Raw genomic sequence first — 24,412 nt, forward strand, 5'->3', positions numbered from 1 at the left:
CCGCCTCCGCTGCGGCCACCGTCTCCGTGCCGCCGACGAGGAAGCCCGCACCGCCGAAATCCCCGGTCGCGCCGCCCCGGCGTGACGGCGGCGGGCAGAACGGGAAACCCGCCGCCGCGGTGCCGCAGAACCCGAACCGCGGCCCGAACCCGCCGCCCGCTCCGCCGCGTCCGACGCCGACACCCGAGTGGAGCGACGCGGGCTCGAAGCCCGGCGACCCGGTCGAGGACCGTGCCTGACGGTCCTCGTGGCCGGCCCGTGCTCAGTTCGCCCCGGCCGTCTCCGGGGCGGGTGGGTCCAGGTGCGGGGCCAGCCAGGTGGGGACGCCGCCCAGGAGGCGGAAGAGGCGGCCCGCCTCGGCGCGCAGCCGCGCAGCCGCCTCCGGTTCCGGTTCGGTGTCCGCCAGGGCGATGAGGGCCGGGGCCGTACCGACCAGGTAGCCCAGCTCCTCCCTTATCCGCAGCGACTCGGCGAACCCGTGCCGGGCCTCGGCCAGTTCGCCCTCGCGCAGCGAGAGCAGCGCGAGATGGCGCCAGGTGGAGGAGAGCAGCAGTTCGTCGCCCTGGGCCGTGGCGCCGGCGTGCGCCCTGCGGTACGCGGCGCGGGCGGCCTGTGGCGAGTCGGCGATGTTCTGTGCGATCAGGCCCCGGCGGAAGTCGAGCAGCGGGCGCGCCGGGGCGGCGGGGGAGAGCAGGGCAGCGGACCGGCTCAGCGCGACACGGGCTTCGTCGGCCCGGTCCCGTACCCCGAGAAGCGTCGATGCGTACGCCAGGTGACCCCGTTCACAGGCCGCGGCCCCGCGCTCGGCGTCGTCGTGGGCGAGGGCCTCGGCGGTGCGCAGGGCGTCCTCGGCGTCGGTCCAGCCCTGGCCGGTGTACAGGCACCGCTCGGTCAGCAGCGCCGTCCGCTGGAGCGCCGCGGCCGGATCGGCGGCGGCGTCGTGCTCGAGCAGAGCGGCGGCGTCCGTCCAGCAGGCGCGTGACCGCAGCCGCCATACCGCTGTCTGGAGCGGCGGATCGTCATCTGCTGTCGTTCCGGAACCAGACATGGCGGTATGCGCCACATTGCCCTCCCCTAGCGCGCCATCGAGCTGTTGAGTCTGGCGGCATCTCAGCACGGAATGGCACGCGGGGCCAAGGGGTCAGGTGAATGAATTCACAATCGGTCGGTCGCGGGCAGGGCTGTGGTAGGTCCGCCGAGTCAGCTCATACGCAGGGCCAGGAAGAAATCGAGCTTGTCCTCCAGGCGGGAAAGGTCACGCCCCGTCAACTGCTCGATTCGCCCGACCCGGTAGCGCAATGTGTTGACGTGCAGGTGCAGCCGGGCCGCACAGCGGGTCCACGAACCGTCGCAGTCCAGGAACGCTTCCAGCGTAGGGATGAGTTCGGCGCGGTGGCGGCGGTCGTAGTCGCGCAGCGGGTCGAGCAGCCGTGCGGTGAACGCACGTCGCACATCGTCGGGGACGAACGGCAGCAGCAGGACGTGCGAGGCCAGCTCGTGGTGACCCGCCGCGCAGACCCGGCCCGGACGGGCAGCCGCCACCCGACGGGCGTGCCGGGCCTCCTCCAGGGCGCCGCGCAGACCCTCGGGGGAGTGCACGGCGGCGCTGACACCCAGTGTCAGGCGGCCGTCGTCGGCGAGTCCCGCCGAGAGCGGTGCGTGAACGGCGGCGAGCAGTGCGTCCGCGTGCAGCGCCGGGTCGTCCTTGGCCGTCACCGCACCGGCGCTGTCGTCGGCCTCCCCCAGGTCCGGGGCATCGGCGGGCGATGCGGGGCGGGCGGGCAGCGGTACGAGGGCGACGGCCTCGTCGCCGGTGTGCGCGACCGCGATCCGGTCGGCGGAGTCGGGGCCGGTGACCGCCGGGTCGACGAGGATCTCCTCCAGCATCGCCTGGGCGACCGGGCCGCCCGCGATGCCGGATGCGACCGGCCCGCCCGTGGGGCCCGGAGCACCCTCCGCGCCCCACTCGACCCGGGCCACCACGACCTGCCAGTGCGGGGCGGTGCCCAGGCCGGGAAGCAGGACCGGGGCGGCGACCCGCAGCCTGGCCGCGATCTCGGTGGGTGCGGCGCCGGTCTGGACCAGTTCCAGGACTTCCCGGGCGAGCCTGCGGCGTACCGTGCGGGCCGCGTCGCGCCGGTCCCGTTCGACCGCGATCAGCTGGGTGACGCCCTGGAGCAGATCCAGCCGCGCGGCCGGCCAGTCGCTCGCGTCGGCCTCGACGGCGAGCAGCCAGTCGGAGAGCACCGACTCGCGGACGTCGCGGGAGGCGGGGGCCGCGCCCCGGCCGGTGTTGCGGATCGGGAACAGCGAATACGTGACGCCGTCGACCGTTGCCCGGTGCGGGTGGCGGCGGCCGGTGCGGGTGGCGGCCAGATGGTGGCCCGCCAGCGTCGCGCCCACCTGTCCGGGCAGCGGCGCACCGGCGCCCGCGATCTGCCGGCCGGTGGGGGAGAGTACCCAGGCGTGCAGGTCGAGGTCGGAGCCGAGCAGGTCGAGGACCACCTCGGGTCCGCCGCCGGCCGGACCCGAGGTCATCAGCCTGCGATGCCGGTCGACGACCGCCGCCAGATCGCCCGCCCGCTCCCCGGAGACCTGACGCACCACGTACTCGGTGATCGTTGCGAACGCGACGGTCTCATGGACGGCGAAGAGCGGCAGGTGATTCCGCTCGCACGCCTCGATCAGATCGCCCGGGATCTCGCCGAGCTCCGCCTCGCCCGCCGCGAGCCCGGCGACCCCGGCACCCGCGAGGATCCGTACGAACGGCTCCGAGTCCGCCGCGTCCCGGCGCCAGGCCAGGCCGGTCAGGACCAGCTCGCCGCCGGTCAGATAGCGGCTCGGATCCCGCAGGTCGGTGGTCATGACACCGCGGACGGACCGGTCGAGCTCGTCCTCGCCGCCGAGCAGCCGCAGGCCCAGCGCATCGGTTTCCAGCAGTGCGCGCAGCCGCATGTCGTTGCCGCCGATCTCTTTCGTTGGTGCGGGTGAAAACTGGGTATTGCGGTGAGGTCACTGAGCCCCGCCATTCGTTCGAATCTACAAGACGAGGACGGAGACCAGCCAACTCCTTCATGGTTTCGGTGACTGCACCGCGTGGAGTCCCGGTTGTGTACTGGGCCACACACCGCGTTAACAGCACATGAACAAGCCAATCGAGGGCCGGCCGTCCCCAGCCCCAGCGAACGACCCGATTGAGAAGAAGAGAGCCACTCATGGACTTCCTTCGCCCCGCCAGCTGGGAGGAGGCGCTCGCCGCCAAGGCCGAGCACCCGACGGCTGTGCCCATCGCGGGCGGTACCGATGTGATGGTCGAGATCAACTTCGACCACCGGCGGCCCGAGTACCTCCTGGACCTGAACCGCATCGGTGAGCTGTCCGAGTGGGAGGTGGGCCAGGAGGACGTGCGGCTCGGCGCCTCCGTGCCGTACAGCCACATCATGGAGCACCTGCGGGCCGAACTGCCCGGTCTGGCGCTCGCCTCGCACACCGTCGCATCGCCGCAGATCCGTAACCGCGGCGGTGTCGGCGGCAACCTCGGCACCGCGTCGCCCGCCGGTGACGCGCACCCGGCACTGCTCGCCGCGGGCGCCGAGGTCGAGGCCGAGTCCGTACGCGGCACCCGGATGATCCCGATCGACGCCTTCTACACCGGCGTCAAGCGCAACGCCCTCGAACCGGACGAGCTGATCCGGGCCGTGCACATCAAGAAGGCCGACGGGCCACAGCAGTACTCGAAGGTCGGCACCCGCAACGCGATGGTCATCGCCGTCTGCGCCTTCGGCCTCGCACTGCACCCCGAGACCCGCACGGTCCGTACCGGCATCGGCTCCGCCGCCCCGACACCCGTCCGGGCGAAGGTGGCGGAGGAATTCCTGAACGCCGCGCTCGAAGAGGGCGGGTTCTGGGACAGCCGCACCATCATCACGCCGTCCATCGCCGCGCAGTTCGCCACGCTCGCCGCCGGCGCCTGCAACCCGATCGACGATGTGCGCGGCACCGCGAGCTACCGCAGGCACGCGGTGGGAATCATGGCCCGCCGCACCCTCGGCTGGACCTGGGAGTCGTACCGCGGCAACGGCCGCAGCACCGAAGGAGCTGCCTGATCATGCGCGTCAATTTCACGGTCAACGGCCGTAAGCAGGAGGCCGACGACGTCTGGGAGGGCGAGTCCCTCCTCTACGTGCTGCGCGAGCGGATGGGCCTGCCCGGTTCCAAGAACGCCTGCGAACAGGGCGAGTGCGGTTCCTGCACGGTCCGCCTCGACGGCGTGACGGTCTGCTCCTGCCTGGTCGCCGCGGGCCAGGTGGAGGGCCGCGAGGTCGTCACCGTGGAGGGCCTCGCCGACTTCGCCGCCCACCGGTCCGAGGCACACCCCGGCAGTGGCTGCGCCTCCGGCGCCTGCGGCACCTCGCTCGACCAGGCCCGCCGGTGGGAGGCCGGGCCGGCCGCCGAACAGCCCCGGGACACCGGCGAACTCTCCCCGATCCAGCAGGCGTTCATCGACGCCGGCGCCGTCCAGTGCGGCTTCTGCACCCCCGGCCTGCTGGTCGCTGCCGACGAGCTGCTGGAACGCAACCCGGAGCCGTCCGACGCGGACATCCGCGAGGCGCTCTCCGGCAACCTCTGCCGCTGCACCGGCTACGAGAAGATCCTCGACGCGGTCCGCCTCGCGGCCGCCCGCGCGGAAGAGACGGTGTGACGATGGGCGTTACCGGCTCCCCCACGAACATCCACCAGGGCACCCGCACCAAGGGCGGCATCGGCGAGTCCACACTCCGCCCCGACGGCATCCTGAAGGTCACCGGCGAATTCGCGTACTCCTCGGACATGTGGCACGAGGACATGCTCTGGGGCCACACGCTGCGCTCCACGGTGGCGCACGCCGAGATCGTCTCGATCGACATCTCCGAGGCCCTCGCCACCCCCGGCGTCCACGCCGTACTCACCTACGAAGACCTGCCGACCTCGGTGAAGAACTACGGCCTGGAGATCCAGGACACCCCTGTCCTCGCCCACGGCAAGGTCCGTCACCACGGCGAACCGGTGGCGCTCGTCGCCGCCGATCACCCGGAGACGGCCCGCCGCGCCGCCGCGAAGATCAGGATCGACTACCGCGAGCTGCCCGTCATCACCGACGAGGCGTCCGCCACCGCCCCCGACGCGATCCTCGTCCACGAGGGACGCGACGACCACCATGCCGGGCACGTCCCGCACCCGAACATCGTCCACCGCCAGCCCATCGTCCGCGGCGACGCGGACGCGGCAGCGGCCCGGGCCGACGTCATCGTCAGCGGCGAATACGTCTTCGGCATGCAGGACCAGGCCTTCCTCGGTCCCGAGTCCGGCCTGGCGGTCCCCGCCGAGGACGGCGGCGTCGATCTGTACGTCGCCACACAGTGGCTGCACTCCGACCTCCGCCAGATCGCCCCCGTCCTCGGCCTGCCCGAGGACAAGGTCCGAATGACGCTCTCCGGCGTCGGCGGCGCCTTCGGCGGCCGCGAGGACCTGTCGATGCAGATCCACGCCTGCCTGCTGGCGCTCCGTACCGGCAAGCCGGTCAAGATCGTCTACAACCGGTTCGAGTCCTTCTTCGGACACGTCCACCGCCACCCGGCGAAGCTCTGGTACGAGCACGGCGCCACCCGCGACGGCAAGCTCACGCATATGAAGTGCCGCATCGTGCTGGACGGCGGCGCCTACGCCTCCGCCTCCCCGGCCGTCGTCGGCAACGCCTCCTCGCTCTCCGTCGGCCCGTACGTCATCGACGACGTCGACATCGAGGCGATCGCGCTCTACACCAACAACCCGCCGTGCGGCGCCATGCGCGGCTTCGGCGCGGTCCAGGCGTGCTTCGCCTACGAGGCGCAGATGGACAAGCTCGCCGCCGAACTGGGCATGGACCCCGTCGAGTTCAGGCAGCTCAACGCGATGGAGCAGGGCACCCTCCTGCCGACCGGGCAGGTCGTCGACTCGCCCGCCCCGGTCGCCGAGCTGCTGCGCCGGGTGAAGGCCCGGCCGCTGCCGCCCGAGCGTCAGTGGGAGGTCGCCGGTGAGGAGGCCGACGTGCGCGCGCTGCCCGGCGGTCTGTCGAACACCACCCACGGCGAAGGCGTCGTACGCGGCATCGGCTACGCGGTCGGCCTCAAGAACGTCGGCTTCTCCGAGGGCTTCGACGACTACTCCACCGCCCGGGTCCGGATGGAGGTCGTCGGCGGCGTACCGGTCGCCACCGTGCACACGGCGATGGCTGAGGTCGGGCAGGGCGGCGTCACCGTCCACGCCCAGATCGCCCGTACCGAGCTGGGCGTCGCCCAGGTCACCATCCAACCGGCCGACACCCGGGTCGGCTCGGCCGGATCCACCTCCGCCTCCCGGCAGACGTACGTCACCGGCGGCGCCGTGAAGCACTCCTGCGAAGCCGTCCGCGAGAAGGTCCTGGAGATCGGCCGCCGCAAGTTCGGTACGTACCACCCCGCCTGGGCCACCGCCGATCTGCTCCTCGAAGGCGGCAAGGTCGTCACGGACGGGGGCGAGGTGCTGGCCGATCTGGTCGACGTACTGGAGGACGAGGCGGTCGACATCGAGCTGGAGTGGCGCCACCGGCCCACCGAGGCGTTCGACCTGCGCAGCGGACAGGGCAACGGCCACGTCCAGTACTCCTTCGCCGCGCACCGCGCGGTCGTCGAGGTCGACACCGAGCTCGGCCTGGTCAAGGTCATCGAACTGGCCTGCGCCCAGGACGTCGGCAAGGCGCTCAACCCGCTGTCCGTCGTCGGCCAGATCCAGGGGGGCACCACCCAGGGACTGGGTGTCGCCGTCATGGAGGAGATCATCGTCGACCCGAAGACCGCGAAGGTGCGCAACCCGTCCTTCACGGACTACCTGATCCCCACCATCCTCGACACGCCGACCATCCCGGTCGATGTGCTCGAACTCGCCGACGACCACGCCCCGTACGGTCTCCGTGGCATCGGCGAGGCCCCGACCCTGTCGTCGACCCCGGCCGTCCTCGCGGCGATCCGGAACGCGACGGGCCTGGAGCTGAACAGGACGCCGGTGCGCCCCGAGCACCTCACCGGCACCTGAGAGGCTGTCGGGTGACCTCCGACCGGGCGGCCAAGCCCTGGCACGCACGCTTCCCGCGTTGTCGTCGGTCGGCGACGCTCCGCGTCGCCTCCCCTCCTCCGCCTTGGAATCGCACGCACCAGACCGCGTCCGCTTCCCGATCCGAGGTCACCCGACAGCCTCAGAGAGCGGCTCCCGCCGAACTCTCCGGGCGGTGCGTGCCTTTCCCGGAACGTCACACTTCCGCCGCCGGCACCGGCCGGAGACCCGGAGTACCGCACCGCTCGCGGTCCTCGGCACCACCCAGCAGTACCCGCGGTACCGCTGTACCCGAAACACCCGCACCACCGAGCAGTACCCGCACGTCCACTCTGCATGAACAGTTCGTCTCGGGCCGTCCCCCGGGTCGTGCAGCCAAGCAGTCATCCCAAATCCCGCATTCCGAGTCTCCATCGCGGGTGCCCCTGTGAACCTTGGGAGTCAGGCATCATGACCCAGCAGTCAGTGGAGCCCAGGACCACCGCGGAGGAGGCGGGCCCCGGCTCGCGCATCCCCGCCGGCAGATCCTGGCTCGACCGGTACTTTCACATATCCGAGCGTGGATCCACCGTCGCGCGCGAAGTGCGCGGCGGCGTCACGACCTTCATGGCCATGGCATACATCCTGCTGCTCAATCCGCTCATCCTCGGCGGCAAGGACGTCGAAGGACATCTGCTCAGCCAGCCGGGACTGATCACCGCCACGGCGCTCGCCGCGGCAGCGACCACCCTGCTGATGGGCTTCGTCGGCAAGGTGCCGCTGGCGCTCGCCGCCGGTCTCAGCGTCTCCGGCGTTCTCGCGTCGCAGGTCGCCCCCGCCATGACCTGGCCGCAGGCCATGGGCATGTGCGTGATGTACGGCCTGGTGATCTGTCTCCTGGTGGTCACCGGCCTGCGTGAGCTGATCATGAACGCGATCCCGCTCCCGCTGAAGCACGGCATCACCATGGGCATCGGGCTCTTCATCGCCCTGATCGGCCTGTACAAGGCCGGGTTCGTCGGCAAGGGCTCGCCGGCCGGACCGCCCGTCACGCTCGGTATCAACGGCGAGCTCGCCGGCTGGCCCGTCCTGATCTTCTGTGTCACCCTCCTGATGATCTTCATGCTGCAGGCCCGCGCCGTCCCCGGCGCGATCCTTATCGGCATCGTCGTCGGCACCGTGATCGCGGTCGTCGTCCACAAGGCGGCCGGTCTCGACGCCAAGGCATGGAACATGTCGCCGCCGGAACTGGGCGGCAGCGCGGTCTCCGCCCCGGACTTCTCCCTCTTCGGGAAGGTCGAATTCGGCGGCTGGGGCGACGTCGGCGCGATGACCGTCGGCTTCATCGTCTTCACCCTGGTGCTGGCCGGCTTCTTCGACGCGATGGCCACCATCATCGGGGTCGGTACGGAGGCCGGGCTGGCCGACGACAAGGGCCGGATGCCGGGCCTGTCCAAGGCGCTGTTCATCGACGGCGCAGGCGGTGCGATCGGCGGTGTCGCGGGCGGCTCCGGCCAGACCGTGTTCGTCGAGTCGGCGACCGGCGTCGGCGAAGGCGCACGGACCGGTCTCGCCTCCGTGGTGACCGGTCTGTTCTTCGCGACCTGCCTCTTCTTCACCCCGCTCACCGCGATCGTGCCGCCCCAGGTCGCCTCCGCGGCTCTGGTCGTCATCGGCGCGATGATGATGCAGAACGCCAAGCACGTCGACTGGAGCGACCGCGCGATCGCCGTCCCGGTCTTCCTCACCGTCGTGCTGATGCCGTTCACGTACAGCATCACGCCGGGCGTCGCCGCCGGTGTGATCTCCTATGTCGCGATCAAGGTGGCACAGGGCAAGATCCGTGAGATCGGCGGTTTCATGTGGGGTCTGACGGTGATCTTCGTCGTCTACTTCGCTCTGCATCCGATCGAAAGCTGGCTGGGTGTCAACTGACCCCCGCCCCTGAACACCACGCTTAAGGAGACAAGCCATGCTGGACATCGCCGGAGAGCTCCATCGGTGGGTCGGGCAGGGACGCGAATTCGCCGTCGCCACCGTCGTGGAGGTCGGTGGGAGCGCGCCCCGGCAGCCGGGAGCCGCCCTCGCCGTCGACCGCGACGGCACGGCGATCGGATCGGTCTCCGGCGGGTGTGTGGAGGGCGCGGTGTACGGGCTGTGCCAACAGGCCCTCGACGACGGCACCACCGTACGGGAGCGGTTCGGCTACAGCGACGAGGACGCCTTCGCCGTGGGTCTGACCTGCGGCGGTGTCATCGACATCCTGGTGACACCGGTCCGTGCGGACGACCCCGCACGCCCGGTGTTCGCCGCCGCGCTCGCCGCCGCGGTGACAGGGGAGGCGGCGGCGGTCGTACGGATCACGGACGGGCCCGCCGAACTCCTTGGCCGCCCCCTCCTGGTCCGTCCCGACGGTTCGTACGAGGGCGGGCTCGGCGGACATCCGGAGCTGGACCGCACCGCGGCGGCCGAGGCCCGCGCGATGCTGGACGTGGGCCGGACCGGCCCTCTCACGATCGGCGCCGAGGGATCGCGCTGCGGCCGGCCGCTCGGGCTGCTCGTCGAGTCGAGTGTCCCACCGCCCCGGATGATCGTCTTCGGGGCCATCGACTTCGCCGCCGCCCTGGTCCGGGTCGGCAAATTCCTCGGGTACCACGTCACCGTGTGCGACGCCCGGCCGGTCTTCGCGACCGAGGCCCGCTTCCCGGACGCCGACGAGGTGGTCGTCGACTGGCCGCACCGCTATCTGGCGGCCACCGCCGTGGATGCGCGCACGGCCCTGTGCGTGCTGACCCACGACGCCAAATTCGACGTCCCGCTGCTGGAGACGGCGCTGAAGCTGCCGGTCGCGTACGTCGGGGCGATGGGCTCGCGCCGCACCCATCTGGAGCGCAACGAGCGGCTCCGCGAGGTCGGCGTCACCGAACTCGAACTGACCAGGCTGCACTCGCCGATCGGTCTCGATCTCGGCGCACGCACCCCGGAGGAGACCGCCCTTTCGATCGCCGCCGAGATCATCGCCGAGCGGCGCGGCGGCAGCGGAGTCCCGCTCACCGGCGCGCACACCCCGATCCATCACGAAAGCGGGCAGTCGGTGGCCGGACGGATCTCCTCGGTGGCCTGACCGGCTCCCGGACCGCCACACGGAATCCGGCGCGGGCGTGCGGGCTCACCGGAACGCGGCGGGGCGCCGCCGAGCGAGCATGAGCCGTCGCTCGTCGGCCGGGTTAAACCGGATGAAAGAGGAGCAGTTGAGGGGGTGTCCGCCGGAACTCCTGAAAAGGCGGGATGCCGCCACGGCGGCATCCCGCCAGTCATGGGCGCAGACGCGGGTGGAGATTTGCCGGTAGATCAACCCCATGACATTGACACCCTCCTCCGCTTCCGGCCGGGCGAGACCCGTGCGTGCGGGACGCAGAGCCCTGCTCATAGCGACCTCCGTCGCTCTCGTGAGTGGCGCCCTGCTGCCCGCGGCAGGTGTCGCCTCGGCGGCGCAGGCCGCCCCCGAGGCCACCGAACACTCCCGGAACGCCGTCCATCAGTACGACATCACCCTGCTCACGGGCGACGTCGTCCACTACGTGGACGGAGTCGGCAAGCAGGACACCGTCACGGTGGACCGGCCCGACGGTGCGGTCGGTGGTGTGCATGTGCAGCAGGCGGGAGACGACATCTACGTCCTGCCCGACGAGGCGACCCCTCTGCTGGCAGCCGGAAAGCTGGACCGCCGGCTGTTCAATGTCACGGCCCTCGCCGAGATGGGCTACGACGACAAGCGGGCCGGTGGCATCCCGCTGATCGCCACCTACCCGGCGAGCCGGTCCCGTTCGCTGCCCGCCACCCCCAGCGGTGCCAGGACGGTCCGCCGGCTCGACAGCATCCACGGCGCCGCGCTGAAGGCCGACAAGGACACCGCGCGTACCTTCGGAACGACATCGCGCGTCCGTCCGACGCCCGTTCGCTGGACGACGGCATCGCCAAGCTGTGGCTCGACGGCCGCGCGAAGGCCACGCTCAAGGACTCCGTGCCGCAGGTCAATGCCCCGCAGGCGTGGGCCGAGGGATATGACGGCAAGGGCACCAAGGTCGCCGTCCTCGACACCGGCATCGACCCGGCCCACCCGGACGTCAAGGACCGCATTCTCGAGTCCAAGAGCTTCGTTCCCGGTGAGGAAGTCCTCGACAAGAACGGCCACGGCACGCATGTCGCCTCCACCATCGCAGGCTCCGGCGCCGCGTCGGACGGCGTCAACAAGGGGGTCGCCCCGGGCGCGGACCTGATCATCGGCAAGGTCCTCAGCAACGGGGGCTCCGGCGAGGACTCCGGGATCATCGCCGCGATGGAGTGGGCGAAGGCCGAAGGCGCCGACGTCGTCTCCATGAGCCTCGGCTCCAGCATCCCGGACGACGGCACCGATCCGATGTCGCAGGCGGTCGACGCCCTCTCGGCGGACGGTGGTCCGCTGTTCGTGATCGCGGCCGGGAACGCGTACGGCGCGGGCACCATCGGTTCTCCCGGTTCGGCCGAGAAGGCGCTGACCGTCGCCGCCGTCGACAAGCAGGACGCCCGCGCGGACTTCTCCTCCATGGGCCCGCTCACCCGGTCGTACGGCCTGAAGCCCGACCTGTCCGCCCCCGGCGTCGACATCAACGCCGCGGCCTCGCAGGCGGTCCCGGGCATCAGCGGCATGTACCAGCAGATGTCCGGTACGTCGATGGCCACCCCGCACGTCGCGGGCGCCGCGGCGATCCTGAAGCAGCGTCACCCCGACTGGTCCGGTCAGCGCATCAAGGACGCGCTGATGACCTCGTCGAAGCAGCTGCCCGACTACACGCCGTACGAGCAGGGCACCGGCCGGCTCGACGTCAAGGCGGCGGTCGACACGACGGTCGAGGCCACCGGCTCCGTCGCCGTCGCCTCGTACGACTGGCCGCACAGCGCCTCCGACCCGGTTGCCGAGCGGACGATCACGTACCGCAACACCGGTACGCATGACGTCAGCCTGGACCTGGCCACCGACACGGACGCGGCCGCGTACACGCTCTCCGCGTCGAGGCTGACCGTCCCCGCCGGTTCCACCGCCGACGCCGTGCTCTCGCTCGACCCGTCGAAGGTCGCGGCCGGCACCACGTTCTCCGGTCAGGTCATCGCCAAGGACGCGTCCGGCGCGACCGTCGCGCACACCGGCTTCGCCCTGAACAAGGAGCAGGAGCTCTACGACCTGACGCTCAAGCTCCGCGACCGCGCGGGCAAGCCGATGGACGGCTATGTCGTCCTCGGCGAGCTGAACGACCCGTATCTCAACCTCAACGCCGTCCCGGTCTCCGGTGACACCACACTGCGGCTGCCTCCGGGCACCTACACTTCCTGGGCCTCCGTCGACGTCGACGGTGACCGCCCGGACTCGAAGGCCGTCGCCTTCCTCGCGGAGCCCGAAACGGTCCTCGACAAGCCGACCACCCTCACCTTGGACGCGTCCAAGGCGCGCAAGATCAGTGTGCGGACGCCGAAGGAGACCGAGACCCGGCAGCTGCGCTACGACATGGCGCGCACCACGCCGAACGGCGGGGTCCTCCGTGACGCCTACCAGATCCCGGTGGCGTACGACCAGCTGTGGGCAAGCCCCACCAAGAAGGTCACCCAGGGCAGCTTCAGCTTCCTGACCCGCTGGCGCCAGGGCGAGAAGCAGATCGACCTGTCGGTCGACGGCCGTGATGTGCCGGTCACCGTGCAGGGCGGAGCGCCCGTCGCCGAGGACAGCAGTCAGAAGCTGACCGCGGTCTTCGCGGGCAACGGTGCCGAGGCCGACTACAAGGGTCTGGACGCCAGGGGCAAGGCTGTCGTGGTCCGCCGCAGCGACGCGGTTGCCGCGGCCGACCGGCTCGCCAACGCGCTCGCCGCGGGCGCCAAGGCGCTCTTCGTCGTCAACGACGGACGCGGCGTGGCGATGGAGTGGTACACCGAGTACGGCACCACGACCACCATCCCGGTCGCATCGGTGCAGCGGCTGGCCGGTGAGACCCTGATCAAGACGGTCAGGCGGGGCGAGAAGCTCTCCATGACCCAGCGCAGGTTCGCCCGGTACGTGTACGACCTGGTCGACCGCCACAACGGCAGCGTCCCGGACCGCTCACTGGCGTTCGCCCCGAGGACGGGTGAACTGGCGAAGGTGGAGAACACCTTCTACGGCCACAAGGCCACGCTGGGCGGGGGCTACCGCTACGACATTCCGGACTACGGGCCGGGCCTCGGCTTCGCGGAGTACGAGAAGTTCCCCGGCACCCGCGACGAGTGGGTCACCCCGCTTCCCGGCGCTTCCTTCTGGTACGAGGACCACTCGGTCTTCAACGCCACGGAGACCGGATTCGCGCACGAGATGCGCAGCGGCGAGATGGACTACACGGCCGGTCGCACCTACCCCGCCGACTGGTTCGCGCCGATCAGCCGCCCGCGTCTGGGCACCGGCTACTGGGGTCCGTTCCGTTCGGTCACCAACGACATGCAGTTCAACTTCACCCCGTGGACGGACTCGGGAGCAGGCCACTCGGGAGCCATGCCGGAGGACGAGTACGACACCACGACCACCGCGTTCTACCAGGGCGACACGCTGATCCGGAAGGTCGCCGGCCGGGCCGGATACATCGGGGACCTGTCGGCGGAGAAGCTGCCGTACCGCTTCGTCCTCGACTCCACCCGCGACGGTGACGTGTGGAGGACCTCCACCCGCACGCACACCGAGTGGAGTTTCGTCTCGGGCCAGATGGACCAGAACGGCCCCTGGCAGGCCGACCTCCCGCTGCTGCAGCTGGACTACAAGGTCGACACCGACCTCGCCGGTGACGTCGAGGCCGGCCGGTGGACCGAGATCGGTCTCACCTCCGGCACGCAGGAGTGGCTGGACGGCGCGGTGAAGGCCAGGACGGCCTCGTTGTCGGTCAGCTACGACGACGGCAGGACCTGGAGCGCCACGGAGCCGCGCAAGACCTCCGATGGCCGCTGGACCGCCCGGTTCAAGACGCCCGACAAGGCCGGCGGCTTCGTCTCGGTCAAGGCGCACAGCGAGGCCGGGAACGGGCTCGGCATCGACCAGGAGATCATCCGGGCGTTCGGTCTGAAGTGACCTCGGCCGAAGTGGCCTGCTGAGCACGCTGGTTGAGGCGGCTCCGCACTCCCTGCCGGGGAGCGGAGCCGCCTCTTCGCGTTCCGGAGGGGTGGCCCGGTGGGGGAACCGTGGTACCTCCTGAAGTCCCGCACCACCGGCCGAGCCGTTACCCGCGGGACCGCCGGGCGCGCCTTTCCGCGTAAACCACCGTGTCGGGCGCGGGCAGCGCGGACATCACCGTCGGTCCCGGCTGAACGCGAAGCCCGCGCAGAGCAGCACCGGGGCCGCCGCGAGCATGAAACACACTGTGAGCGGCAGCCGCCCCACCAGCAGACCCACCGCGGCCGTACCACCGGAAGATCCGGCATTGAGGGCCATGTTGACCCAGGCGCCGGCCTGCGTACGGCTGCCCGCGCCGACGGACTCGTCCGCAATCAGATACGCGGTGGTGATGGCCGGTGCGACGAACAGCCCGGCCGCGGCGACCACGGCCACCAGGACGTACACGTTCGGCGACACCCCCGCCGCGACCGATGACACCCCGAGGCCCCCGCCAAGTACCGTAAGCCGTGGCCGACTTGACATGCGCCACGAGACAGCGCCGTACGCCAGACCGCCGACCGCGCTTCCCGCGGAGAGCGCCGCCAGCACCCAGGCCACCGAGGCACCCTGATGACGCTCTTCGGTGAAGGCCACCAGGAGCAGGTCGAGGGCGCCCAGGCACAGCCCCACGCCGGCCGAGACCACGGCGGCGTGACGCAGCCCGACGTCACCGAGCAGCCGTTTCCCGGACGGTCCGGAAGGCGGCAGGGGTGTCACCCCGGACGGGCGGCCGCCCGTACCACGCAGTGGCGGGGACGCCACCAGCGCCGACGCACCGACGACCACGAGCACGGCACTGACGGCCACACCGGCCGCCGGTTCGGCGAACCTCACCAGCAGACCCACCAGCAGCGGCCCGGTGACGTACAGCAGCTCCTCGGCCACCCCGTCCAGGCTGTACGCGCGCTGCAGCAGTTCCCGGTCGGGTACGACGCTGCTCCACACGGTCCGCATCACGGGCCCGAGCGGTGGGGTGCAGGCACCGGCCGTGACGGCCAGCGCCCCCAGCCGGAGGCCCGAGGCGCCCGGCTGCCAGGTGGCGTACGCCAGAGCGGAGAGGAGCAGTGCGTAGGCGGCCCCCATGGGCGACAGCGCCCGGCGTGGCCCGTACCGGTCGACCAGCGCGGCACGGACGGGCGAGAGGAAGACACTGGTCGCGCCGAACAGCGCCATGACGGCGCCCGCCACGGAGTACGAGCCGGTGGCATCCTTGACGGCCAGCATCAGGGCGAGGGGGACCATCCCGTACGAGAGCCGTCCCAGCAGTGCGGCGCCGAAGGTGCGGCAGGCATGACGGGTGCGCAGGACGGTTGCGTACGAGGGAGCGTGCGAAGGCGAAAGCATGAGGATCGTTCCTCGGGAAGGCAGCGCGCAGTCACGCGCTGTGCGTGTGCAGGGACGCCGGAGTGCCGCACCCGGTGTGGCGGGGTGCGGTCGGTGCGGGGTCCTAGGCACGAGAGAGGAACATCCGTGCAACGTAGCAGCCGACCGGCCGGTGCGGACACCCCGCAGGAGGTGTCCGCCGGTGCCCTCAAACGACCGGTCCGCCCGCCGACTTGTCGAGGATCTTCTCGGTGGTCCGCCACAGCCGGGGCAGGAACCGGCCCATGTCCTCGGCACGGCGGAGAAGATCCGCCGTGGACGTGATGCCGAGATCGGCGACCGCCGCCCGGAAGGCCGGGGTGCGAGCGGCGTGCAGCTCCGGGGCGTCGATCGCCAGGACGGTGTGACAGCGGGCGAACGTGGCGACGATCCAGAAGACCGCCTCGCGGTGATCGCCCCGGTCGATGAGCGACCGGCTCCCGTCGATGGCGATCGGCCGTGCCGGCACGGTGATGTCGCTGCTGAAGGGGAACGGCGTCCTTGCCACCCGGGCGGTGGCGTCGAAGGTGTCGGCCAGCTCGTCCAGACGGTGCCGTACGACGGGGGCGGACAGTCGTGCGCAGCCCAGGAGTTCCAGAAGCTCGGGGTAGAGACGGTCGTGCCCGTACGCGACGAGAACCTCGCGGGCCGCGACGTAGCGCAGGCGCACGGTGGGGTTGCGCAGCGCGGCGACCAGCAGGACGTGGGTGGTCACCCCGGTCGGGAAAAGCCAGCCGGTCACCTGCTCGTGGAACGGTGCGCAGGGGTCGAACGCGGCGAGGCGGGATTCGATGCGGTGGCGGGCGTCCTCGCACCGGCGGCGGACCCAGGCAGGATCGGCGAACCGGCGGGAGACGTCCGCGTGCAGGGCGCGCAGCCGGCCGGTCGGATCGTCGATGATCGTGTCCCTGCGGAAGCTCCCGGCCAGGTGGTACGAGGAGAGGACGGCGTCCGCCGAGGAGAGCTCCGCCCACGAGAGGTGGCTGACCTCCAGGAGCGCGTCGCGGAAGCGGAGCTTGCCCGGCTTGGCCGGAGGAGTGTCCTCGGCCCTGACGACCATGATGTCGACGTCGGAGGACGGTGACAGTTCGGCGTCGTCGGGCAGGCCGACCGTCGAACCACTGAAGTACGCACCACGGAAGCCGGGATCGGTCCGGGCGTGCTCGGCGACCCACTGGGACGCGGCGGATCGGGCGGCTCCGACTCTCACGACGGCTCTCCTCGGTGACGTCCCGTGGCCCACACATGGCGGCGGTCGTTTCCAGTGTCCTCCAGGGTGAGGGACCGAGTTCCCGGGCGGGCCGCAGCGGGCTCCGTCCGGCGCGCCGGACGGAGGGCTGCCGGGCCACAGCAGCTGTGCGGAAGCAGAGTCGGGTGCCCAACAGAACTGACGTGCCAGGCACCTGACGGTTCATCCCATGGCTTGCCGGGACGGCCTACGGCGCACCGTGTCGTCGGGGGCGCCGTTCCGCGGCTGCGTTCCGGCGCGATGGTCAGCGCCCCGCGTGCAGCGCCGCCCAGGTGTTGCTGCTCACGACCCCGGTGACGGCCAGCCCCTGGCGGGTCTGGTAGGTGCGCACCGCCGTCGCCGTGACGGGACCGAAGGTCCCGACGGCGTCCACGGTCGTACCGAGCGCCGCGGTCAGCGACCGCTGCAGCCGCTTCACATCGGCACCCGAATCGCCCTGCCGCAGTGTCGGCGTGGACCCGGCCGACAGCAGCGCGGTCCAGGTCTTCGGGCCGACGATGCCGCCCGCGGGCAGCCCGCGGGTCGTCTGGTACGCCTTCACCGCGGTCAGCGTGGTCGCGCCGAAGCTTCCGTCCGCGGCGCCCGCGGTGAAGCCCTGCGTGGTCAGCAGCTGCTGCACCACCGTGACCTGAGCGCCCGACGCCCCGCTCTGCAGAAGTGAGTACGAGGCGAAGCCCAGACCGTCGCTGCTGCCGCTGCTGCTCCCGCTCGCGCTGCCGCCGCTCACGTCGGTGCTGTTCCCGCTGCCGCCGCTCCCGTTGCTGTTGCTCCCGCCGCTGCTGTCGCCCTCGACGAAGCCCATGTAGCGGTTCCAGTCCCAGTACCGTCCCGGGTCGGTGTGGTCGGTGCCCGGCGCCTCGCTGTGCCCGATGATGTGGGCCCGGTCCTTCGGGATCCCGTACTTGTCGCACAGCTCCCTGGTCAGTGCGGCCGAAGCGCGGTACATCGTGTCCGTGAACCAGGACGGGTCGTCGATGTACCCCTCGTGCTCGATGCCGAGCGCCGACGCGTTGGCCTGCTTCGCGTGGTACGCGGTGTCGCCGTCGCGCACCGTCTGAGTGATCTGCCCGTCGGACGAGCGGACCACGTAATGGGCGCTCACCTCGGCCGTCGGGTCCTGGAACCACTTGATGGAGCCCGCGTACGAGCCCTGCGTGACATGGATGATCACCTTGTCGATCGTCGCCGACCGGCCGACGGTGAAGTTGTGCGCGTCGGCCGGGACCCACAGTGCCGACGGGTAAGGGGTGATCGGGTCGCGTCCCGCGCCGCCGGGGAGGGCGCCCTTCTCCGGCGCGACGGGGCGTGCGGTGACCGAGATCTGCTCGCCGCCGGGGGCGGTGGCGGCGAACCCGTGTGCCAGGAACGCGTAGACGGTGTCGGCGTAGCGGGCGGAGGCTCGGCCGGTCGTGCCGCTGTACTGCGCGACGGCCGGGTACCAGGCATCGATGTCGTCGCGTTCGTCGCCGTCCAGGCCCAGCCGGTCCGCGTACGAACGCAGTACGGCCGCACCGCCCAGGATGTTGGCCGTGGTGTCCTGTCGCAGACGGGTCAGCGGCTTGCCGGTGATGTCGGCCGCCTTCTCCAGCGTCCGGTTCGCGGGGTTGCTCGCCAGATGCATCACGCCGTACCCGTTCGCCTGACTGGGGCGTCCGGTGTGGCCGTCGAGATGGGTCTCGCCGTAGCCGACGGCGGCGAGCAGATCGCGCGGTACGTCGAACTCTCCGGCCGCCTGCACGAACGCCTGGTTCATGGTGTGCAGGCCGTCGGCGGGTTTCGCCGGAAGGTGCGCGGCCGTGGCGGCGGCGGCCGGTGTGCCGGTCGCGGTCAGTGTGGTGACGGCGAGGGCCGCGAGGACGGATGCGCGGCGCCCGGTGTGGGCAGCGGCTCGTCTGGGCATACCTGCTCCTGCTCTGTGGGGGGAGAAGAACGAATGGCCCCCGGACCCTGGTGGGGTGGGCCGGGGGCCACGAAGCCCGGCCAAGGTATTCATGTGTCCAGGGCATGACAATGATCTTGAGGCGTGTCGAACTCCCTTTCACTCCAATGGGGTTGGCCGGCGGATCAATACCTTTCCTTGTGGCGCCGTGGATTCGTACACCTGGACGGTCAACCACCGCACGAGGGACAGCGGACCGGGACACCTCACCGCGAAGGCGTATAAAGGGTCCCCCGGAACCGGCCGGCGTCCCCCGATGGCACGTGCACCTCGCGCGGCAGGCGTCACCGTGTACGACAGCGGAGGAGTCCCCCATGAGCACAGCAGAAGAGATCAGAGCCTTGCTGGTGTCGAACTTCGGTACCGATCCCCTGGCGATCGGGCCCGAGGTGCCGCTCCATCAGCTCCGCCTGGACTCACTGGCTCTGGAGGAGCTGCGGCTCCTGATCGAGGACCGGATGGGGGTCGATCTGGACGATGTCCAGCTGACCTCACGTGACACCTGGGGCCGGCTGGTCGAGACGATCCACGGCAAGGTTGCCGCGTGACCACGCGCCCGGCCACCGAGAGTTCGGTGGCCCGGCCGGTCGCCGGGAGTCGGGTGGCCCGTCCGGTCGACGAGACCTCGGCGGCCCGGCCGGCCGGCGAGAGCCCGGTGGCCCGTCCGGTCGCCGTGCGTCGGATCCCGCCACAGCGTCCGGAGCCGTTCAGTGCCGCCGTCACCGGAATCGGTCTGGTCACCTCCGCCGGCGTGGGCGCCGATGCCACCTGGCGCACCGTGTCCGAGGCGGTCACCGCGCCCTCCGTGCTGCGGCGGACCGAACTCACCGACCTGCCCTGCGACTTCATGTACACGATCACCGGTCTTGATACGAAGGCCGTCCTCGGTGTGGCCACGCACCGGCTGATGGACCGCTTCTCGCAGCTCGCCGTCATCGCGGCCCGTGAAGCCGTCGCCGACGCCGGGTTGGACCCTTCGGTCTGGGACAGCGGACGGGTCGCCGTCGTCATCGGCTCCGCACACGGCGGACTGCCCTTCTACGACGAGCAGCACGCCACTCTCGCCGGGCGCGGTGCGCGCCGCGTCTCCCCGAAGCTCGCCCCGCTGACCGTCGTCAACGGCGCCGCCAGCAGCGTCGCCACGGACCTCGGTGCCCGCGGGCCGAGCCAAGCCGTCTCCACCGCCTGCTCCTCCGGCACCGTCGCGATCGGTACCGCACACCAGATGCTGCGCACCGGCGCCTGCGACATCGTCATCGCGGGCGGCGCCGAATCGGTCTGCTCCCGGCTGCTGATCGCCAGCGGCTGCCGGCTGAAGGCCGTCTCCACCCGCCGTGACGACCCCGAGGCGGCCTGCCGCCCGTTCGACACCCACCGGGACGGCTTCGTCGTCGGGGAGGGCGCGGGCCTCGTGGTGCTCGAGCGCCCGGAACACGCGCGCGCCCGCGGTGCCACGGTCCGCGCCCGCATCGCCGGATACGGGGCGTCCAGCGACGCGTACTCCGCGGTCGCCCCCGACCCCGAAGGGCTCGGCATCGAACGGGCGCTGCGCACCGCCCTCTCCGACGCCGGGATCGACGGCGCGGACGTCGGCCATGTCAACGCCCACGGCACCTCGACGGTGGCCAACGACCTCATCGAGGGCACGATGCTCCGCCGGGTCCTCGGCGACCGTCCCCTCGTCACCTCGACCAAGGCGATGACCGGACACACCCTCGGCGCCGCGGGCGGCATCGAAACGGCATTGACCGTGCTCGCGCTCCAGTGCCAACTCGTGCCGCCCACGGTCAATCTCGACGCGCCCGACCCGGCGATCCCCATCGACGTGGTCAGCAAGGAGGCCCGGCCGAGCGTGTTCGACGTCGCCGTCAAGACCTCGCTCGGCTTCGGCGGCCACAACGCCGCACTCGTCCTCACCAGGGCCTGACGCAGAAACGGAAGACCCCGCATGCCCGAGGAGACTGTCCGGACGCTGTCGGTGTACGGACTGCGGTACGGCTACCGGCTCCTGCAGCAGCCCGCACCACGCACCGAGCCCGTCGTCATCCTCGGCGGCGCACTCCAGGGAATGTTCGGCTGGCCCCAGATGGACAACCACGTGGGGGCAGTCGCCGACGTCGTGACCGCCGATCTGCCCGGCATGGGCGGGGCCGACGCCCTCCCGGCCGTCCCCAGCGCCGGGATCATGCGCTCCGCCCTCAACCGCATCATCGACGACCTGGACGTGGAGAAGGTCAATCTCTTCGGGTACTCCTACGGCACCTCGATCGCCCTCCAGTGCGCACAGCGCAACCCGGGCCGCATCGCCCGGCTGGTCCTCGGCGGCGTGCCGTCCCACATCGACGACGGCCAACGCGCCCACTGGCGACGGGTCGAGGACCGGCTGAAGGCCGGTGACCTCGAGGGCGCCGCGACCCTCGCCGCCGAGGGGCTGATGTGCCTCGACCCGGATCGCACGGTCCACCGCAGGGAGCTGGCGCTGCGCTACGTACGCCGCTCGCTCCTGCACGCGCTGTGCCACTCCCCGCATGCCGTGGACTCGCTGTGCCGGGTGCTGGGAGATCCGCCGGACTTCTCCGGCGGGCTTGCCGGCGTACCCACTCTGGTCTTCGCCGGCGAGCACGACACGGTGAGCTCTCCCGCACAGCAAAGGGAGTTCGCCGCCACCATCGAGGGAAGCCGGTTCCTCACCCTCACGGAGTCCGACCACTGGGTCGTCCTCGAACGCCCCGACGACGTGGCGGATCTCGTGGCCCGCTTCTTCACCGACCGCCCCCTCGAAACCGCCCCGGGGCTCGCCGCACTGCCGCGCCCGCGCCGGGCGGGGCACGGCGCGACGGCCCCCGGGTTCGTCCCGAAGGGTTGAACCGCCCGGCGATTTCGCGGCTCCCGGCCCGATCGCTCCCGGCCCGGCCGCATCGTCGGATCCTCGCACGCTGCGGTCGAGCCGGGGGAGTCTGTGCGGGGCCGCACAGCACGTGACCCTCCCGAGACCCGCCGGGCGGGCCGGTCAGGTCAGTGGCGACCGTGGTCCGGAGCGTTCACGTCCACGCGCACGATCTGCGGGTCGTGGTCGCTCGCCTGGTCGGCGAACTCCGCGTTGATGTGCACCACGTCGTAGTCGAAGCGGCGGACACCGGGGCTGACCAGGATGTGGTCGAGGGTCTGCGAGTTGCCCTCGTACACATAGCTGTACTGCTCGTTCTCCGGCAGTGTCGTGATCAGGGGCTTCAGCGTCCTGCCGGCGGTCAGCGAGGCCATCGTCGGCGAGAACGCGAAGTCGTTGAGGTCCCCGAGCGTGATGACCCGCGCCGACTTGTCCGCCGCCAGCAGCGACTTGACGAAGGTGTTGACCTCCGTCGCCTGCTTCACCCGCTTCGTCTCCGAGCTGCGCGTCGGCTCCTGGTAGCGGCCGTGCAGGGGCTGGTCGCCGCCCTTGGAGGCGAAGTGGTTGCCGATGACGAACACCGGCTTCCCATGGAAGCGGAACTCGCCGACCAGCGGCTTGCGGCTGTCGTCCCAGGCGTCGCTGGTCGGGGCGATCCGGCCGGGCGAGGCCGACAGGGTGACGCCCTTCTTCGTCCTGACCGCCGTCACAGCGGTGGTCGCGTCGCCGCCCGGGCGGTCCACGAAGTCGACCCGCTCGGGGTTGAACAGGAAGACGTTCCGGATGTTGCCGCCGGGCTCGCCACCGTCCTTGCCGTTCTCGGGGGCGATGTAGCGCCACGCGTACCGGGGCCCGCCCGCCGCGACGATCGCGTCGGTGAACCGCTTGAGCGTCGCGTCGGAGCCGACGGTGCCGTCGTTCACCGCGCCGTTGTCGTCCTGGATCTCCTCCAGCGACACGATGTCGGGCGAGGAGAGGTTGACCGCGACACCCGCGGCGAGGGTGTCGAACTTGCCCTGCTCGTCGAGCGCGTCCAGGTTCTCCACGTTGTACGTGGCGACCGCGAGCTCCTTGCCCTTCTGCTTCCGGGTGACCTCGCGCCGCAGGTGGTGGTCGGTGAGCGTGCCGAGCTCGGTGGCCTGCAGGTTGTAGCCGCCGAAGGAGTCGTAGTCCAGGACACCGGTGGTGGTGCCGGACAGCACGTCGCCCACGTTCGCGACGGGGAACGGGCGGGTGGTGTCGAGCGACATCACCTTGATGCGGCCGGTGTTCTGGTCGGTGTATGAGGAGTACAGCGTGCCGCCGCGCCGGGTCGGGTTCTCCTTCGGCTTGATGGTCACCCAGACCTCGTGGTACGCGGTCGTCGCGCCCGTGACGCGGGTGTCGGCGATCTCGACGCGGGTCCCTTCGAGCGACTCGTAGAGGTCGAGGGCGTACGTCGCCGGGTCCAGGGCGAGTGCGTCGATCGATCCGCCGTCCGCCGAGGGGACGTATGCGGCCGGTACCGAGGCGGCGTCGAGCACGACCGGAGCGGGCAGCGCGTTGCCCGACGACAGGACCGTGACCCTGGGGGCGGTGATCTCGGTGACCGACTGGGTGGTGGTCGACGGGTAGTACTCGTCCACCTTGCCGCTGACCAGAACCGAGTCGCCCACGGCGACGGCCGGTGCGGCGGAGCCGGTGTAGACGAAGACCCCTTCGCCCGTACGGGGGTCCGCGTCCGGCGTGGCGTCCTGGATCCAGAAGCCGCGCGAACCGCTGGTCCGCACACCGGTGACGAGGCCGGGGACGCCGGTCACCGACTGGCCGTCGAGCGGCGAGACGCGGGTGGTGCCCTGGATGTCGTGCACCCGCACGGTGCCCGGCTCGGTCGGGTTGCCCGGGTCGCCCGGTCCCGCACCGCCGGAGGTCTCACCGGCCGTGTTGAACGGTGTCGGGGCCCCCGCGGACAGGTCGGCCGCATTGTCGTCGGTGTCGGCGAGCGATGCGGCGCGCGACACGGAGGCGGTGGCGGAGGTACCCGTCACCGGCCCGCTGCCCTCGCGTACGACTGCGGAGCCGTAGCCGACGAGGTCCACGATGCGGGTGTCGGCCGCGCAGTCGGCCGCGGTCTTGCAGGTGAGCGGGGTGGTGCCCGAGACGAGGGCGACGGTGCCGCTGGTGGCGGACATCGCGACGGTGCCGGTGGCGTCCGGGGTCGGCAGAGCGACCGTGCCGCCGGTACCCGCGGCCTGGGCGACCAGGTAGCGGCCGCCGGGGGCGACGGATCCGGTCAGCGCGGAGACCTGCCACAGGGAACCGGCGGACGGCGAGCCCGGCAGGTACTGGACGCTGAAGCCGGACAGGTCGTATGCCGCGGAGCCGGCGTTGGCCAGCTCGATGAAGTCGCGGGTGAGCGTCGCACCCGAGTTGCCCCCGCCGCCGTACACCTCGGAGATCACGGCGGTCGAGGACGGGGCCGCGAAGGCGGCAGGCAGAGCGGTCGCCGAGAGGGTCACGGCGACCGCACCGGCCAGCAGGACGGAACGCGGTCTGGATATGTGCACGGTCAGCTGCCCCTCAGAGTGTGATGAGAGGCCACAAGCTATGCGCGTAGAACCGGCCATGACAAGGCATCAGAGGTTAATTCCAGAAATCGTGCCAGCTCCCTGGTGCGCGGCCGTCCTTCCGTGACTCGACAGGCAA

Annotated in this window: 14 protein-coding genes and 1 pseudogene; 9 read left to right on the forward strand and 6 right to left on the reverse strand. The window is 71.2% G+C overall.

What is annotated here, in order from left to right; genetic code table 11:
• Positions 1-262: 262 nt before the first annotated feature.
• Together ACFYP5_RS17930 and ACFYP5_RS17935 are read right to left on the reverse strand one after the other, a co-directional pair.
• Positions 263-1,048, reverse strand: coding sequence for a hypothetical protein (locus ACFYP5_RS17930; protein ID WP_389036565.1), 786 nt, complete (start codon positions 1,046-1,048; stop codon positions 263-265).
• Positions 1,049-1,200: 152 nt separating this feature from the next.
• Positions 1,201-2,955 (reverse strand): PucR family transcriptional regulator, encoded by a 1,755-nt coding sequence (locus ACFYP5_RS17935; RefSeq protein ID WP_389036567.1) that lies wholly within the window; start codon positions 2,953-2,955, stop codon positions 1,201-1,203.
• A 260-nt stretch (positions 2,956-3,215) separates the two neighbouring features.
• Here ACFYP5_RS17935 and ACFYP5_RS17940 point away from each other — a divergent pair, with 260 nt between their 5' ends.
• The 6 genes and pseudogenes from ACFYP5_RS17940 to ACFYP5_RS17965 all read left to right on the forward strand — a co-directional run bounded on the left by ACFYP5_RS17940 (position 3,216) and on the right by ACFYP5_RS17965 (position 14,206).
• Positions 3,216-4,106: an FAD binding domain-containing protein gene (locus ACFYP5_RS17940; protein ID WP_389036570.1), complete on the forward strand. Its 891-nt coding sequence runs from the start codon at positions 3,216-3,218 to the stop codon at positions 4,104-4,106.
• Positions 4,107-4,108: 2 nt separating this feature from the next.
• Complete coding sequence (locus tag ACFYP5_RS17945; RefSeq protein WP_389036573.1) at positions 4,109-4,702, forward strand: (2Fe-2S)-binding protein; 594 nt, start codon at positions 4,109-4,111, stop codon at positions 4,700-4,702.
• Between the two features lie 2 nt (positions 4,703-4,704).
• Entirely contained in the window at positions 4,705-7,089 is a 2,385-nt protein-coding gene (gene pucD, locus ACFYP5_RS17950; RefSeq protein ID WP_389037054.1) for a xanthine dehydrogenase subunit D, read from the forward strand.
• A 468-nt stretch (positions 7,090-7,557) separates the two neighbouring features.
• A complete protein-coding gene (locus tag ACFYP5_RS17955) occupies positions 7,558-9,021 on the forward strand; it encodes an NCS2 family permease (protein WP_389036575.1) in 1,464 nt (487 codons plus the stop codon).
• Between the two features lie 37 nt (positions 9,022-9,058).
• A complete protein-coding gene (locus ACFYP5_RS17960; RefSeq protein WP_389036578.1) occupies positions 9,059-10,210 on the forward strand; it encodes an XdhC family protein in 1,152 nt (383 codons plus the stop codon).
• 235 nt (positions 10,211-10,445) lie between these two features.
• Positions 10,446-14,206 (forward strand): annotated as a pseudogene (locus ACFYP5_RS17965) (S8 family serine peptidase).
• Positions 14,207-14,422: 216 nt separating this feature from the next.
• Here ACFYP5_RS17965 and ACFYP5_RS17970 read toward each other — a convergent pair.
• The 3 genes from ACFYP5_RS17970 to ACFYP5_RS17980 all read right to left on the reverse strand — a co-directional run bounded on the left by ACFYP5_RS17970 (position 14,423) and on the right by ACFYP5_RS17980 (position 18,801).
• Positions 14,423-15,634, reverse strand: coding sequence for an MFS transporter (locus ACFYP5_RS17970; protein ID WP_389036581.1), 1,212 nt, complete (start codon positions 15,632-15,634; stop codon positions 14,423-14,425).
• 187 nt (positions 15,635-15,821) lie between these two features.
• Complete coding sequence (locus ACFYP5_RS17975; protein ID WP_389036584.1) at positions 15,822-16,862, reverse strand: hypothetical protein; 1,041 nt, start codon at positions 16,860-16,862, stop codon at positions 15,822-15,824.
• 283 nt (positions 16,863-17,145) lie between these two features.
• Entirely contained in the window at positions 17,146-18,801 is a 1,656-nt protein-coding gene (locus tag ACFYP5_RS17980) for an N-acetylmuramoyl-L-alanine amidase (RefSeq protein ID WP_389036587.1), read from the reverse strand.
• A 353-nt stretch (positions 18,802-19,154) separates the two neighbouring features.
• Here ACFYP5_RS17980 and ACFYP5_RS17985 point away from each other — a divergent pair, with 353 nt between their 5' ends.
• The 3 genes from ACFYP5_RS17985 to ACFYP5_RS17995 all read left to right on the forward strand — a co-directional run bounded on the left by ACFYP5_RS17985 (position 19,155) and on the right by ACFYP5_RS17995 (position 21,706).
• Positions 19,155-19,388, forward strand: coding sequence for an acyl carrier protein (locus ACFYP5_RS17985; RefSeq protein ID WP_389036590.1), 234 nt, complete (start codon positions 19,155-19,157; stop codon positions 19,386-19,388).
• A gap of 125 nt (positions 19,389-19,513) precedes the next feature.
• The gene (locus ACFYP5_RS17990) at positions 19,514-20,767 is read left to right on the forward strand and encodes a beta-ketoacyl-[acyl-carrier-protein] synthase family protein (protein ID WP_389037057.1); all 1,254 of its coding nucleotides are present in this window, start codon (positions 19,514-19,516) and stop codon (positions 20,765-20,767) included.
• Between the two features lie 21 nt (positions 20,768-20,788).
• Complete coding sequence (locus ACFYP5_RS17995) at positions 20,789-21,706, forward strand: alpha/beta fold hydrolase (protein WP_389036593.1); 918 nt, start codon at positions 20,789-20,791, stop codon at positions 21,704-21,706.
• Positions 21,707-21,855: 149 nt separating this feature from the next.
• Here the strand turns inward: ACFYP5_RS17995 and ACFYP5_RS18000 are convergent, their stop codons facing one another.
• The gene (locus tag ACFYP5_RS18000; protein ID WP_389036595.1) at positions 21,856-24,273 is read right to left on the reverse strand and encodes an endonuclease/exonuclease/phosphatase family protein; all 2,418 of its coding nucleotides are present in this window, start codon (positions 24,271-24,273) and stop codon (positions 21,856-21,858) included.
• Between the last annotated feature and the right edge of the window lie 139 nt (positions 24,274-24,412).

The sequence above is a fragment of the Streptomyces sp. NPDC005262 genome (assembly GCF_042872425.1).
Taxonomy (GTDB): Bacteria; Actinomycetota; Actinomycetes; order Streptomycetales; family Streptomycetaceae; genus Streptomyces.